The organism is Kitasatospora sp. NPDC008050, assembly GCF_042957465.1.
GTDB lineage: Bacteria > Actinomycetota > Actinomycetes > Streptomycetales > Streptomycetaceae > Kitasatospora.
This window is the reverse complement of sequence record NZ_JBIBIJ010000001.1, coordinates 87,438-100,978: the sequence shown is the minus strand read 5'-3', so window position 1 is coordinate 100,978 and position 13,541 is coordinate 87,438. Positions and strand designations below refer to the sequence as shown.

10 protein-coding genes are annotated in these 13,541 nt (G+C 73.4%); 7 read left to right on the top strand and 3 right to left on the bottom strand.

The genetic code is table 11. The annotated features are described in order from the left end of the window. The first annotated feature begins 104 nt into the window (after window positions 1-104). Window positions 105-2,237 (top strand): prolyl oligopeptidase family serine peptidase, encoded by a 2,133-nt coding sequence (locus ACFZB9_RS00465; RefSeq protein ID WP_391442503.1) that lies wholly within the window; start codon window positions 105-107, stop codon window positions 2,235-2,237. Window positions 2,238-2,244: 7 nt separating this feature from the next. Here the strand turns inward: ACFZB9_RS00465 and ACFZB9_RS00460 are convergent, their stop codons facing one another. After that, window positions 2,245-3,402: an alpha/beta hydrolase gene (locus ACFZB9_RS00460; RefSeq protein WP_391442501.1), complete on the bottom strand. Its 1,158-nt coding sequence runs from the start codon at window positions 3,400-3,402 to the stop codon at window positions 2,245-2,247. Window positions 3,403-3,623: 221 nt separating this feature from the next. Between ACFZB9_RS00460 and ACFZB9_RS00455 the strand changes: the two genes are divergently transcribed. Further along, window positions 3,624-4,610 (top strand): hypothetical protein, encoded by a 987-nt coding sequence (locus ACFZB9_RS00455; protein ID WP_391442500.1) that lies wholly within the window; start codon window positions 3,624-3,626, stop codon window positions 4,608-4,610. Window positions 4,611-4,650: 40 nt separating this feature from the next. Here the strand turns inward: ACFZB9_RS00455 and ACFZB9_RS00450 are convergent, their stop codons facing one another. After that, entirely contained in the window at window positions 4,651-6,726 is a 2,076-nt protein-coding gene (locus ACFZB9_RS00450; RefSeq protein ID WP_391442498.1) for a CocE/NonD family hydrolase, read from the bottom strand. A gap of 260 nt (window positions 6,727-6,986) precedes the next feature. Here ACFZB9_RS00450 and ACFZB9_RS00445 point away from each other — a divergent pair, with 260 nt between their 5' ends. From ACFZB9_RS00445 to ACFZB9_RS00430, 4 genes are all read left to right on the top strand, one after another. Further along, window positions 6,987-8,642: an FAD-binding dehydrogenase gene (locus tag ACFZB9_RS00445; RefSeq protein ID WP_391442496.1), complete on the top strand. Its 1,656-nt coding sequence runs from the start codon at window positions 6,987-6,989 to the stop codon at window positions 8,640-8,642. Between the two features lie 126 nt (window positions 8,643-8,768). Beyond that, complete coding sequence (locus tag ACFZB9_RS00440) at window positions 8,769-10,436, top strand: fibronectin type III domain-containing protein (protein WP_391443296.1); 1,668 nt, start codon at window positions 8,769-8,771, stop codon at window positions 10,434-10,436. 197 nt (window positions 10,437-10,633) lie between these two features. Beyond that, complete coding sequence (locus ACFZB9_RS00435; RefSeq protein ID WP_391442494.1) at window positions 10,634-11,722, top strand: S-(hydroxymethyl)mycothiol dehydrogenase; 1,089 nt, start codon at window positions 10,634-10,636, stop codon at window positions 11,720-11,722. Continuing rightward, a complete protein-coding gene (locus ACFZB9_RS00430) occupies window positions 11,722-12,366 on the top strand; it encodes an MBL fold metallo-hydrolase (RefSeq protein ID WP_391442492.1) in 645 nt (214 codons plus the stop codon). Before ACFZB9_RS00435 ends, ACFZB9_RS00430 begins: the two co-directional genes overlap by 1 nt. A gap of 25 nt (window positions 12,367-12,391) precedes the next feature. Here the strand turns inward: ACFZB9_RS00430 and ACFZB9_RS00425 are convergent, their stop codons facing one another. Continuing rightward, a complete protein-coding gene (locus ACFZB9_RS00425; RefSeq protein ID WP_391442491.1) occupies window positions 12,392-12,868 on the bottom strand; it encodes a peroxiredoxin in 477 nt (158 codons plus the stop codon). Window positions 12,869-12,943: 75 nt separating this feature from the next. Here ACFZB9_RS00425 and ACFZB9_RS00420 point away from each other — a divergent pair, with 75 nt between their 5' ends. Further along, window positions 12,944-13,501 (top strand): TetR/AcrR family transcriptional regulator, encoded by a 558-nt coding sequence (locus tag ACFZB9_RS00420; RefSeq protein WP_391442489.1) that lies wholly within the window; start codon window positions 12,944-12,946, stop codon window positions 13,499-13,501. The last annotated feature ends 40 nt before the right edge of the window (window positions 13,502-13,541 follow it).

The window sequence follows — 13,541 nt, the reverse complement described above, 5'->3', positions numbered from 1 at the left end:
CCTATGATGGCGCGCGGTCAGCCGGCTTTTGCCCAGGGGGCGGCGCGGGGCGAGGGCGGCGCGGGGGGATCGTCCTGCCGTCCACCAACCCTGCTGGGGGGAACGTGCGTTCCTCGTCCGATCCGCTCCCGCCCGGTGATCCGCCGCCGCCCCTGGTGTACCCGGTCGCGCCGCGCGGGGAGACGGTCGAGCGGCTGGGCGAGCGGGCGGTCGCCGATCCCTACCGTCTGCTGGAGGACGCCGCGCACCCCGACACCCGGCGCTGGTCGGCCGCGCAGCACGACCTGTTCCGCCGCGTCGCCCAGCGGTGGGCGGGGGGCGGCGCGTTCCAGGCCGCGCTGGAGCGGCTGACCGCCTTCGAGCGGCTGGGGGTGCCGCGGTTCGCGGGCGGCCGCGCCTTCCACACCGTGCGTGGCCCGGACGCCGGGCAGCCCGTGCTGGTGGTCGAGGAGGCGGGCCGGCGCCGGGTGCTGGTCGACCCGGGCGGGCGCGGCCTGCTCGGCGGCTGGTCGCCGGATCCCACCGGGCGGCTGATCGCCTACCAGGGCGGCGAGTACCCGGGTGGTGGCTGTGGGGGCGGCGGGGGTGGTGAGGGCCCGGGCGTCGGGGCGGGCGGGCCGCGGTACACGCTGCGGATCCTGGAGGTGGCCACCGGGCGGCTGGTGGACGCGCCGATCGACGGCTGCCGGTACGGCACGGTCGCCTGGGCGGCCGACGGAAGCGCCTTCTACTACAGCCGCGGCAGCCAGCACGGCGGCGAACTGCTCCACCTGCACCGGCTCGGACAGCCGGTGGACCAGGAGGTGTTCGGCGCCGGTCTGCCGGCGGGCAGCCAACTGGACGCCACCACAGGCGCTTCGGGCCGCAGGCTGGTGGTGGCCGGCGCCGGCGGGCCGACCGGCGCCGGCCACCGGCTCTGGGCCGCCGACCTGCGCCAAGGCCCCCTGGAAGAACCGGAGTTGCGCGAGCTGGTGATCGACGGCCGCGGTGCGGGGCTGCCCTGGCCGGCCGCCGACGGCACGCTCTACCTGCTCACCGAGGACCAGGCGCCGCACGGACGGCTGCTCGCCGCGACCCCCGGCGCCCCGGTGCGGACCCTGCTGACCGGGGACGAGCACGCCCACCTGGCCGCCTTCGCGGTCCTCGACGGCGCCGCACTCCCGGTGCCCCAGCTGCTCGCCCTGCGGTCGAGCGGCAGCCGGACCCAGCTCACCCGTCACCGACTGGACTCCGGCGCGCTGTTGGGCACCGTCGAGCTGCCGGGGCCGGGCGCGGTGGCCGAGCTGGCCGGTGCCGCGGACGGCCGGGAGGCCTACTTCGGCTACGCCGACCCGCGCACCCCGCAGACCGTGCACCGCTACGAGGCCGGCCAGGACCGCTGCTCGGTCTGGCGCGGCTGCGGCCTGTCCGGCGTCCCCGAGGTCCAGGTGACCGAGCTCGGCTACCCCGCCGCCGACGGGTCCCCGGTGCGGCTGCTGCTGACCCGCCCGGCCGCCGCCCCCGCCGGGCCGCTTCCCACCATCCTGCAGGGCCGCGGTGCCTTCGGTGAGCCGCGGCTGGCCGGCTACCACGCCGCGGCGCTGGCCTGGGCCGAGCGGGGCGGACAGTTCGCGGTGGCCTGTGTGCGCGGCGGCGGCGAGGAGGGCGAGGACTGGCACCGGGCGGGGATGCGCGAGCAGAAGCAGCAGGGCATCGACGACTTCACCGCGGCCGCGCAGTACCTGCTGGAGACCGGGCGGTGCACCCCCGGGCGCCTCGGCGCGCTCGGCCGGGGCGCGGCCGGCGGTCTGCTGGTGGGCGCGGCGCTGACCCAACGGCCCGAGCTGTTCGGGGCGGTGGCCGTCTCGGCGGCGCTGCTGGACATGGCCCGCTACCAGCTGAGCGGCCACGGCCCGGACTGGACCGAGGAGTTCGGCTCCCGGGAGGAGCCGCGGGAGCTGGACTGGCTGCTCGGCTACTCGCCGTACCACCATGTGCGCCCCGGCACGGCCTACCCCGCCGTGCTGCTGACGGCCTTCGAGGCGGACGAGCGGGTGGACGCGCTGCACGCCCGCAAGATGTGCGCCGCCCTGCAGCAGGCGAGCAGCTCGGGGCGCCCGGTGCTGTTGCGCCAGGCGGCCGGTCCGGGCCCGGGCCCGCGGGCCCGCGGCGGCCGGTCGGCCCAGGTGGCCGAACTGCTGGCGTTCTTCGCGGAGTTCCTGGAGCTGCCGGCGGCCGGCGGGTCACCGCTGTCCTGACGGAGCGTCAGGCGCCGGCCGGGGCGCTCGGGGTGCTCGGGGTGCTGGTCGAGGGCGGCAGCTGCGCCCACTGCCGGCCGAGCCAGGCCAGTGCCGGCGGGATCTCGCGGCCCCAGGTGTGGAAGTTGTGGCCGCCGCTGTTCAGCGTGATGGTGGAGAGCTTGGTCGGCGCCTTGAAGGCGGCCACCATCTGCTGGGTGGCCTGGTAGTTGTCCTCGTTCGGGCTGGTGGCCAGCAGTAGCGAGACCGGTGCCGCGGGGGTGTTCTTCAGCCGCCAGAGCAGGTCGTTCTCCTGCTTGAGCTGCTCGCTGCCGCCGAACAGGTCACCGGTGGTCGGGTCGGTGCTGACGCTGTAGTCGGAGGAGAGCGCGATCGCCGCGCCGTAGGCGTCCGGCTTGCGCAGCGCGAACTTCAGCGCGCAGTAGCCGCCGGTGGAGTCGCCCATCGCGGCGTGCGCGCCGGCCTGCGGGTCGATCCGGTAGCCGGTGGCCAGCGCCTTGGGCAGGTCGTCGGTGAAGAAGGTCTCCACCTGGGGGCCGTGCGGGACGTCCATGCACTCGGTGTCCCGGTTGGCGATGGGGGAGGGGCGCATCATCACCAGGACGGTGGGCGGCAGCTCCTTGGCGTTGATCGCCTTGAGCGTGCTGGCCGGGTACTGCATCAGCGAGATCAGCTTCTCGGCCGAACCGGGGTAGCCGGAGAGCACCAGCGCCATCGGGAACTGCTTGTTGGCATAGGCGGGCTGGAAGTACTGCGGCGGCAGGTAGACGTAGGCCTGGTTGGTCAGCCCGGAGCGGGCGCCGGTCAGCTCGACCTTCTGGATCACCCCGGAGCGGTCCTCGGCCGAGCCCTGCGAGGAGTAGAACTTCTGCTCGCCGGTCACCGAGAGCCCGTTGCTCGGCTTGTGGTCCACCACGGTGCCGGGACCGCCGGCGGTGCCGAGCAGGTCGGTCCAGGTGGTGTAGAAACCGAAGTAGGAGTTGGCCACCAGCGCCATCGCGACCAGCACCAGCGCCTGGGTGCCGAGGAAGGCGCCGAGCCGTCCGAGCAGCGCCTTGACGCCCCTGCCGCCGAGCTTGGGCCAGAGCCAGATGGTGACGACGAAGGCCGCCACGGCCAGGATCGAGGCGATGATCTGCAGGGGGATTCCGGTCAGCGCGAGCACCCGGCGATCCTATGGGACGGCGCGCGCGGACGTCGGCGGCCCCCTGGACCGTGCCCGATCGGCACCGGTCCGGGCGCCCGATCGGTACCCGGTCAGGGCACCCGGTCGACACCGGCCGGGCCGCCGCGCAGCTCTGCTGCCAGCGGCATTGACCCGGTCAGTCCGGTTTTGAGACGCTGTGCGGCGCACCCGCACGCCAGGGCCATTTGGGGGGCTTCACCTTGCACGGTTCAGCACGCACCACCAGCACCGCTGAGCACAGTCTCGTCCGTCGGCCGCTGCGCCACGCCGCGGTCCTCACCGGTGCACTGCTCCTGGTCACCGCCTGCAGCTCGACCCATTCGAGCAACACCGCGAACAGCGACGGTGGGACCGACTCGATCGGCACCATGGCGCCCAGCAGTCCGACGCCCTACACCGTCCCGTACGCGATCACCCTGAACTCCGCCATCGGCCCGGTCAACGACGCGCTCGCCAAGCTGACCCAGGCCGGCAGCGTGGACGACCTGAACGGCGACCTGGCCACCGCCCAGCAGGCCGCGAGCACCGCCTCGCAGTCCCTGTCGGGCGCCAACCCGCCGCCCAGCGTCTCGGACGCCAACCGCCAGCTCTCGGTGGCGCTGGACACGCTGGCCACCAACCTCGGCACGGTGCAGACCGACATCGGCGACGACAAGGTCTGCGCCACCTCCTCCGCGCTGGCCGAGACCGGCGCCGCGCAGGGCCTCAAGGACGTGCCCACCGCGCTGCAGTCGCTGGCCACCGGCGGCTACACCACCACCTTCAACGTGCCGCAGACCCCGCAGCAGCAGCAACGCGCCCTGAGTAACGGCGCGTTGGTGCGCCAGGGGGCGAACGACGGCAGTGGCGAGCTGACCGTGGACAACAGCGGCGGCACGGTGGACGCCGTGCTGACCCTGGTCAAGGGCGGCCAGTCGGCCTACTCCTTCTACGTGGTCAAGGGCCAGACCGCGAAGATGACCGGGATCGAGGACGGCACGTACGACATGTACTTCGCCGGCGGCTTCGACTGGGACGACGCGAGCAAGAAGTTCACCGAGAACTGCGACTACACCAAGTTCGACGACAGCACCGACTTCACCACCACCAGCAGCACGTATTCCACGGTCAAGATCACCCTGCAGCCGGTGGTGGGCGGCAACGCCAGCACCTCCACGGTGCCGCCCGGGACCTACCCGATGCCGTAGGGCCGCACCGGCCGCACCGATCTCGCGGGCCTCGCGGGCCTCAGCCCGCCGTGCGCGGGATCCGCTGCTCCCAGTCCCGCTCGAAGAGCACCGCGCCGCCCTCCCAGGCGGTCAGGTGGCTGCGCGTCGTGAACGCCTCGGCGTCGCAGCCGATCTCCGAGCGGGTCTGCACGGTCACGTCCCAGCCGTCCTCGGGCCGCTCCAGGCGGATCGTCCAGGCGGCCCGGGCGGCGGCGCCGAGCGGGTCGTCCTCGCGGATCCGGTAGGTCTCCAGCGCCTGCTCGGTGCAGATCAGGCCGTCGGGGTAGGCGCGCGAGCCCTGGTGGCTCGGGTCCACCTCCAGGCGCCACTCGCCGGCCGCCACGTCCTGCACCACCAGCCGCTCGGGCCGCGGGTCGCTCGCGGTGGTGTGGTGCACTCCCGGCGCGGCGGACTGCTCGGGCTCGGCGAAGGCGATCGGCGCCCGCCCCACGTCGGCGGCCAGGTGGCGCACCGGCAGCATCAGGGTGCTGTGGCCCGGGTCGACCTCGAAGCCGGCGGCCGCGGGCTGCGGCCAGACCCACGGCCAGTACGCCGAGGAGAGCGCGAGCCGGATCCGGTGGCCGGGCGGGAAGGCGTGCGCGATCCCGGAGAGTTCGAGGACCACCTCGGCCACCGCGCCCGGCTCCCAGGGGAGCACCTGCTCGCGCCCGTTGCGGGCGGTGAGGTTTTGCACGCCGAGGGTGACCAGGGCGGCGGCGCCGTCCGGGGCCACGTCGCAGAGCCGGGCCACCACCTGCCCGCGGGTCGCCGGGCAGCGCAGCCGCAGCTGGAGCGAGGGGCGGCCGAGGATCTCCAGCCGCTCGGCCAGCGGCGCGGTGTCGAAGCAGACCGAGCGGCCGTCCTCCGCGCGCTGGTCGGGCGGCAGGTCGGCGGTGGCGCCGACCGGGCGGTAGCGTCCGGCGTCGATCCCGGTGTGCTGCGGTGAACGGACCGGCACGAAGCGCTCGCCCTCGGGGGTGCCCGCGGTGCGCAGCGTGTCGGCCAGGCCGTAGTGGATCTCCCGTACGTCGTCGGAGGGCCACTGGTCCTCGCCGATCCAGCGTCCGGCGGGCTCGCCGGCTCCGGATCCGGCTCCGGGCGGCCCGGGGACGGGTGGCCCGGGGGTGGTCGGTTCGGGGGCGGCCGGCTCGGGCATCCAGCTGCGCAGCCGGGGCTCGGCCATGATCCCGGTGTCCTGGTCCTTGAGCCACTGGTCCCACCAGCGCAGCGTCTCCTGGAGGAAGCCGATCGCCGGGCCCGGCGGCAGGCCGCGGTCGGGGTACTGGTGCGGCCAGGGGCCGATCAGCCCGCGCACCGGCGCCCGCAGGTGCTCGACCAGGCGCAGCACGGTGTCCCGGTGCGGGTCGGCCCAGCCGCCCACCGCCAGCACGGCGGCCCGGATCGCGTCGTACCGCTCGCCGACGCTGCCCTGGCGCCAGTAGTCGTCGCGGGTCTGGTGGCTCAGCCAGGGGGTGCTGTACGGCTCCAGCGCGGCCAGCCGGGTCAGCCAGAGCCGCCGCCACTCCTCGCCGACGTAGCGGGGGTCCGGCGGGCGGGCGGCGAGTGCGAGCAGGCCGGCCGACCGGGCGTGCAGGTCCGCGCCGTGCACCGAACCGCCGAGGTAGCGCGCGTCGTTGTCGTAGCGGTCGTCGGTGGCGCAGACGGCGACCACGGCGCGCAGCGGTTCGGGGGCCAGCGCGGCCAGTTGCAGCGCGCCGGTGCCGCCCCAGCCGATCCCGAACGCGCCGATCCGGCCGGTGCACCAGGGCTGCGCGGCCAGCCACTCGATCACCGCGACGCCGTCGGCCAGCTCCTGGGCGTCGTGCTCGCCACCGGGCAGGCCGCCGGAGTTTCCGTGGCCGCGGATGTCCACCCGCACGCTCGCGTAGCCGTGGCCGGCGTACCAGGGGTGGCGCTCGGCGTCGCGCGGGGCGGTCCAGTCGGTCAGCCGGTAGGGCAGGTACTCCAGCAGCGCGGGCACCGGCTCGTCGGTGACGGGGCGCCAGATGCGGGCGTAGAGCTCGACCTCGCCCGCCACCGGGATCCGCAGGTCCTCGCGGGTGATCCGGTACGGGTACGCGTCGGGGTGTCGCATGCGGTCCTCCCGGGGGGGCGGTGACTGGTCGCGGCGGCCGGCCGTGGCGACTGGCCGCGGTGACTGGCTGCGGTGACTGGCTGCCGTGACTGGCTGCGGTGCTGAAGACCGACACTAGCGGACATATCGGTCCATTCCACGGTCAATCGGCAGCCGAGGGACCGTCAGGGTGGCCGTCGACGCGGCCGTTGACGGGGGCGAAGCGCAGGCACGAGGATCTCTGGCAGGGCCCGGGACCGGCCGCGTGAAGGAGAACCCCCATGGCACTGGACGCCGACGTCATCGTGATCGGAGCCGGCCTGGCGGGCCTGGCTGCCACCGCCGAACTCGCCGACGCGGGGCGCACGGTGATCCTGCTCGACCAGGAGCCGGCCGCCTCCCTCGGCGGCCAGGCGCACTGGTCCTTCGGCGGCCTGTTCCTGGTCGACTCGCCCGAGCAGCGCCGGCTGCGGATCCGCGACTCCTACGAACTGGCCTGGCAGGACTGGCTCGGCACGGCCGGCTTCGACCGGCCCGAGGACAACTGGCCGCGCCAGTGGGCCAAGGCCTATCTGGACTTCGCCGCGGGCGAGAAGCGCGCCTGGCTGCACGCGCAGGGGGTGCGGTTCTTCCCCGTGGTCGGCTGGGCGGAGCGCGGCGGGCTGCTGGCCAGCGGCCCGGGCAACTCGGTGCCGCGCTTCCACATCACCTGGGGCACCGGCCCGGGCCTGGTCGAGCCGTTCGCCCGCCGGGTGCGGGCCGCCGTCGCCAAGGGGCTGGTGCGCACGTGCTTCCGGCACCGGGTCACCGAGCTGGCGAGCACCGCGGGCGTCACCGACACGGTGCGCGGCGAGGTGCTGGTGCCCAGTGAGGTGGCGCGCGGGGTGGCCAGCTCACGCGCGGTGGCCGGCGCCTTCGAGCTGCGCGCGCAGGCGGTGGTGATCGCCTCCGGCGGCATCGGCGGCAACCACGAACTGGTCCGCAAGGCCTGGCCGGCCCGGCTCGGCACCCCGCCCGCGCGCCTGCTCAGCGGCGTGCCGGCGCACGTCGACGGGCTGATGCAGCAGGTGGCCGGCGCGGCCGGCGGGCACCTGGTCAACGGCGACCGGATGTGGCACTACACCGAGGGCATCGAGAACTGGAACCCGATCTGGGCCAGGCACGGCATCCGGATCCTGCCCGGGCCCTCCTCGCTCTGGCTGGACGCGCGCGGCAACCGGCTGCCGGTGCCGCTCTTCCCCGGCTTCGACACCCTCGGCACCCTGGAGCACATCCGCGGCACCGGCTACGACCACACCTGGTTCGTGCTCACCCAGAAGATCATCGAGAAGGAGTTCGCGCTCTCCGGCTCCGAGCAGAACCCGGACCTGACGGGCCGCAGCCCCCGCCAGGTGCTCGCCCGCGCGCTGCCCGGCGCGCCGGGGCCGGTGGAGGCGTTCAAGAAGTACGGGGCGGACTTCGTGGTCGCCGAGCGGCTCGGCGACCTGGTGCACGGGATGAACCGGAAGGCCGGCGGGGAACTGATCGACGAGGCCGCGCTGCGCCGCGAGATCGAGGCGCGCGACCGCGAGATCGCCAACCCCTTCGGCAAGGACCTCCAGGTGACCGCGATCCACGGCGCCCGCCGCTACCTCGGCGACAAGCTGGTGCGCACCGCCGCCCCGCACCGGCTGCTCGACCCCAAGGCGGGCCCGCTGATCGCGGTGCGGCTGCACGTGCTCACCCGCAAGTCACTCGGCGGCCTTGCGACCGACCTGTCCGCCCGGGTGCTGCGCGCCGACGGCTCGGTACTGCAGGGCGTCTACGCGGCCGGCGAGGTAGCCGGCTTCGGCGGCGGCGGAATGCACGGCTACCGCTCCCTGGAGGGCACCTTCCTCGGCGGCTGCCTGTTCAGCGGCCGCACCGCGGGCCGCGCCGCGGCCGAGGCGACGGCGTAGCGCATGGCCTGAGCACACGTCAGTGACGCAGGGGCCACCGACTCGTCGGTAACTGTTCATCGAACGTCCGAGCGGCGTACCTCAAGGGCTGGCAAAGTCCCCCACATGGAGACGGATATTCCGAACATGGGCGTGCCGCAGCAGCTCGCCGCCCGGATGAGCATGGCCGAGCAGCACGAGTACCTGCGGGGCAAGCTCTCCCGGCGCCGGGTGCTGCGCGGCAGTGCGGTGGCGGTCGGGGCGCTGGCCGTGGGGGGCGTGCTCGGTTCCGGCAACGCCTATGCGGCGCCGAAGACCACGCCGACGCTGGTCGGTGACGCGGCCTCGGCCGTGGACGGCTCGAAGGTGATCCCGGTCGGCCGGCACCTGCAGTTCGGCGCCGAGCCGGACACCCAGTTCCGGATCTCCTGGCAGGTCCCGCTGCCGGTCAAGAAGCCGTTCGTGCGCTACGGCCGCACCCCCTGGGAGCTGAGCGAGAAGATCGACGCGGAGATCCGCTCGCTGCACACCCCGGCGCTGGTCCCCGGCCAGAGCCCGCTGGACCAGTACTACGTGCACGTGGCGCTGGAGGACCTGGATCCCGACACCACGTACTACTACGCGGTCGGCCACAAGGGTTTCGACCCGGCCAGTCAGCAGGCGATCTCCTCGCTCGGCACCTTCCGCACCGCCGCCTCGCGCGACGACCGCTGGGGCAAGGTCTACGAGCCGTTCACCTTCACCGCCTTCGGTGACCAGGGTGTCAGCGCCCACGCGGTCAACAACGACAACGTGATCCTGGCGCAGAACCCCAAGTTCCACCTGCACGCCGGCGACATCTGCTACGCCGACCCGGACGGCCAGGGCCTGGACGCCGACAAGGCCGACTTCAACGCCAAGACCTGGGACGCCTTCCTGGTGCAGACCGAGGCCGTGGCCGCCAAGATCCCGTGGATGGTCGCCTACGGCAACCACGACATGGAGGCCTGGTACTCGCACAACGGCTACGGCGGCGAGGACGCCCGCTGGTTCCTGCCGGACAACGGGCCGGACCCGCGCAAGGCGCCCGGCGTGTACGCCTTCCGCTACAGCAACGTCGGTGTCATCTCGCTGGACGCCAACGACGTGTCCTACGAGATCCCGGCCAACCTGGGCCTGACCGCCGGCCGGCAGACCAAGTGGCTGGAGCGCCAGCTCAAGGACTTCCGCAACGACGAGACGATCGACTTCGTCGTGGTCTTCTTCCACCACTGCGCCTTCTCCACCACCACCTCGCACGCCTCCGAGGGCGGGGTCCGCGAGGCCTGGGTGCCGCTGTTCGAGAAGTACCGGGTCGACCTGGTGATCAACGGTCACAACCACGTGTACGAGCGCACCGACGCGATCCTCGGCAACAAGGTCTCCAAGGCGATCCCGAGCGGTGCCACGCTGGAGCCGGAGAAGGACGGCGTGGTCTACGTGACCGCGGGCGCCGCAGGGCGCAGCCTCTACAGCTTCGGCGCGCCGCAGACCTACGAGGGCCACGAGAACCGGGTCGACGAGGTGAAGACCTTCTACAACGCCAAGGGCCAGCAGAAGGTCACCGAGACCGTCGAGTGGTCGCGGGTGCGCTACCTCGGCTACTCCTTCATCAAGGTCGACGTCACCCCGGCGCACCTGGGCCAGAAGTCCTCGATGAAGGTCACCGCGCTGACCGAGACCGGCCAGCAGATCGACCACTACACGATCGTGCGCACCGTCGGCGAGGGCTGGGACAGCGAATCGGACGATGACGGCCAGGGCGGTGGCTGGGGCTGGAGCGCGGGCGACCGCTGACGGCTTCACCAGGCCGCAGTCGGACAGAGGTCGGGCCGCGGGTTTTCGAGGCCAACGCCCAAGCGGAGCGCCGAGGCACCGGCTCTCCGCGCGACGCCGGCTGACGGAACGGGCGTCGCGGGCGGCCCCTCGGGAGACAATGATCTCCCGAGGGGCCGTTCGGCTTTCTCGGGGACGACACGAAAGGGGCAGGCCGGATGTCACAGCAGGTCAGGGGCGTCATCGCCCGGGGCAAGGGCGAAGCGGTGGAGGTGGCGACGATTGTCGTGCCCGACCCCGGACCTGGCGAGGCGGTGGTCAAGGTCCAGGCGTGCGGCGTCTGCCACACCGACCTGCACTACCGGGAGGGCGGGATCAACGACGAGTTCCCGTTCCTGCTCGGGCACGAGGCGGCGGGCGTGGTGGAGAGCGTCGGCGCCGGGGTCACCGAGGTGGCGCCGGGCGATTTCGTGATCCTCAACTGGCGGGCCGTCTGCGGGCAGTGCCGGGCCTGTCGGCGCGGGCGGCCGCAGTACTGCTTCGCCACCCACAACGCCAAGCAGAAGATGACGCTGCTGGACGGCACCGAGCTGAGCCCCGCGCTGGGGATCGGCGCCTTCGCGGAGAAGACGCTGGTGGCGGCCGGGCAGTGCACCAAGGTCGACCCGGCGGCCTCGCCGGCCGCGGCCGGGCTGCTGGGCTGTGGCGTGATGGCCGGGCTGGGCGCGGCGATCAACACCGGCGGGGTGACCCGCGGCGACAGCGTCGCGGTGATCGGCTGCGGCGGGGTCGGCAACGCCGCCGTGCTGGGGGCCAAGCTGGCCGGAGCGGCGAAGATCATCGCGGTGGACCTGGACCCGCGCAAGCTGGAGCGCGCCAAGGGCCTGGGCGCCACCCACACGGTGAACGCCTCGGACGGCACCGATGTGGTGGAGGCGGTGCGCGCGCTGACCGGTGGTCACGGCGCGGACGTGGTGGTCGAGGCGGTGGGCCGACCGGAGACCTACCGGCAGGCCTTCTACGCCCGGGACCTGGCCGGCACCGTGGTGCTGGTCGGCGTCCCGACGCCGGAGATGAAGCTGGAGCTGCCGCTGCTGGACGTCTTCGGGCGCGGCGGCGCGCTCAAGTCGTCCTGGTACGGGGACTGCCTGCCCTCGCGGGACTTCCCGATGCTGATCGACCTCTACCTGCAGGGCCGGCTCGACCTGGACGCGTTCGTCACCGAGACGATCACGCTGGACGAGGTCGAGCAGGCGTTCGCCACCATGCGCGACGGCGACGTGCTCCGCTCGGTGGTGGTGTTCTGATGCAGATGCTGCCCCCCGAACCCGAGATCGAGCACCTCGTCACGGCCGGCACTTTCGAACTGGACGGTGGCAGCTGGGAGGTGGAGAACAACGTCTGGATCGTCGCCAACGACCGGGACGCCGTGGTGATCGACCCGGCGCACGACGCCCCGGCGATCGCGGCCGCGGTCGGCGACCGGCGGGTGGTGGCGATCATCTGCACCCACGCGCACAACGACCACGTGAACGCGGCGCCCGAGCTGGCGGAGCTGACCGGTGCGCCGATCCTGCTGCACCCGGACGACCTGCCGCTGTGGAAGCAGGCCCACCCGGGCGACCACCCGGACGAGGAACTGACGGACGGTCAGCGGATCACCGTGGGCGGGCTCTACCTGCACATCCGGCACACGCCCGGGCACAGCCCCGGCGGGGTGAGCGTCTATGTGCCCGCGCTGGACGCGGTGTTCACCGGGGACACGCTCTTCCAGGGCGGACCCGGGGCGACCGGGCGGTCGTTCTCCGACTTCCCGACCATCATCCGCTCGATCCGCGAGCGGCTGCTGGTGCTGCCCCCGCAGACCGTGGTGTACACCGGCCACGGGCCGACCACCACGATCGGCGAGGAGGCCCCGCACCTGGACGAGTGGGTGGCCCGGGGTCACTGACCTCCACCGCACCAGGGCGACACCCTCACAGCGCGGCGAGCTGCGCGGTGAGGGTGTCGCTGTGCTGGAAGGTCAGACCGGCCAGTGCGACGTGCTTCCAGCGCACCGTGCCGTCGGCGTCCAGGATGAAGACCGAGCGGCGCAGGCCCAGGCCGGGCACCGCGATGCCGAAGGCCTTGGCCACCGCGCGGTCGGTGTCGGCGAGCAGCGGGAAGGCGAGGCGGTGCTTGCGGGCGAAGGCCTCGTGGCTGTCCAGGTCCTGCGGGCTGATGCCCCAGACGGTGGCGCCCAGGTCCTTGAAGCGGTCGAGGTCGGAGGTGTAGGAGCAGAGCTGCTTCGTGCAGACCGCGGTGTCGTCGCCGGGGTAGAAGACCAGCACCAGCGGGCTGCCCTGGGCCTCGGCGAGGCGGTAGTCGCGGCGTTCGGCGGAGCCTTCGGTGAGGAGCAGGCCGGGCAGGGTGAAGTCGGGGGCAGGGGTGCCGACCTCGGGGGACTTGGCCATGGTGGGTCCTTAGCGCTCGCGAAGGGGCGGACAGAACGTTCGTTCTTCCTCGCTGATAGTAGTACGGTCAGTGATGTGAGTACACCTTCCGCCGCCCGCCAACGAGTCCTCGACACCGCTACCCGGCTGTTCTACGCCGAGGGGATCCACGCGGTCGGCGTGGACCGGATCGTCACCGAGGCCGAGGTGACCCGCGCCACCTTCTACCGGCACTTCCCGGGCAAGGAGGAGCTGGTCCGGGCGTACATCCAGGGCTGGGACGAGGGCATCCGGGCCGAGGTGGCGGCCGGGCTCGGCGGCGGGCTGACGGCCGACCAGCTGCTCGGGCTGCTGGTGGAGCGGCTGGGACAGGAGATGTGCGGCCCGGGCTTCCGTGGCTGCCCGTTCATCAACGCCGCCGCCGAGTACCCCGATCCGCGGCACCCCGTCTCCCGGGCGATCGCCGACCACCGCGGCTGGCTGCGCGAGTTGATCACCCGCCTGCTCGGCGAGGCCGGGCTGAGCGAGCCCGAACGGCGGGCGGACGTGCTGATCCTGCTGCGGGACGGTGCGATGGTGGGCGGCGCGCTGGGCGACCCGGCGACGACCGCGGCGAGCCTGGCGGCGGCGGTGGCGCAACTGCTGGAGGTCTGACGGAACGCCGTATCCGCTGCCGCGAGTTCGGCGGTTCGGA

Excerpts from the sequence above, each read along its gene's own strand:
- ACFZB9_RS00425 (WP_391442491.1), bottom strand. The coding sequence starts at position 12,868 with ATGGCCAAGTCCCCCGAGGTCGGCACCCCTGCCCCCGACTTCACCCTG.
- ACFZB9_RS00435 (WP_391442494.1), top strand. The coding sequence starts at position 10,634 with ATGTCACAGCAGGTCAGGGGCGTCATCGCCCGGGGCAAGGGCGAAGCG.
- ACFZB9_RS00445 (WP_391442496.1), top strand. The coding sequence starts at position 6,987 with ATGGCACTGGACGCCGACGTCATCGTGATCGGAGCCGGCCTGGCGGGC.
- ACFZB9_RS00440 (WP_391443296.1), top strand. The coding sequence starts at position 8,769 with ATGGGCGTGCCGCAGCAGCTCGCCGCCCGGATGAGCATGGCCGAGCAG.
- ACFZB9_RS00430 (WP_391442492.1), top strand. The coding sequence starts at position 11,722 with ATGCAGATGCTGCCCCCCGAACCCGAGATCGAGCACCTCGTCACGGCC.
- ACFZB9_RS00450 (WP_391442498.1), bottom strand. The coding sequence starts at position 6,726 with ATGCGACACCCCGACGCGTACCCGTACCGGATCACCCGCGAGGACCTG.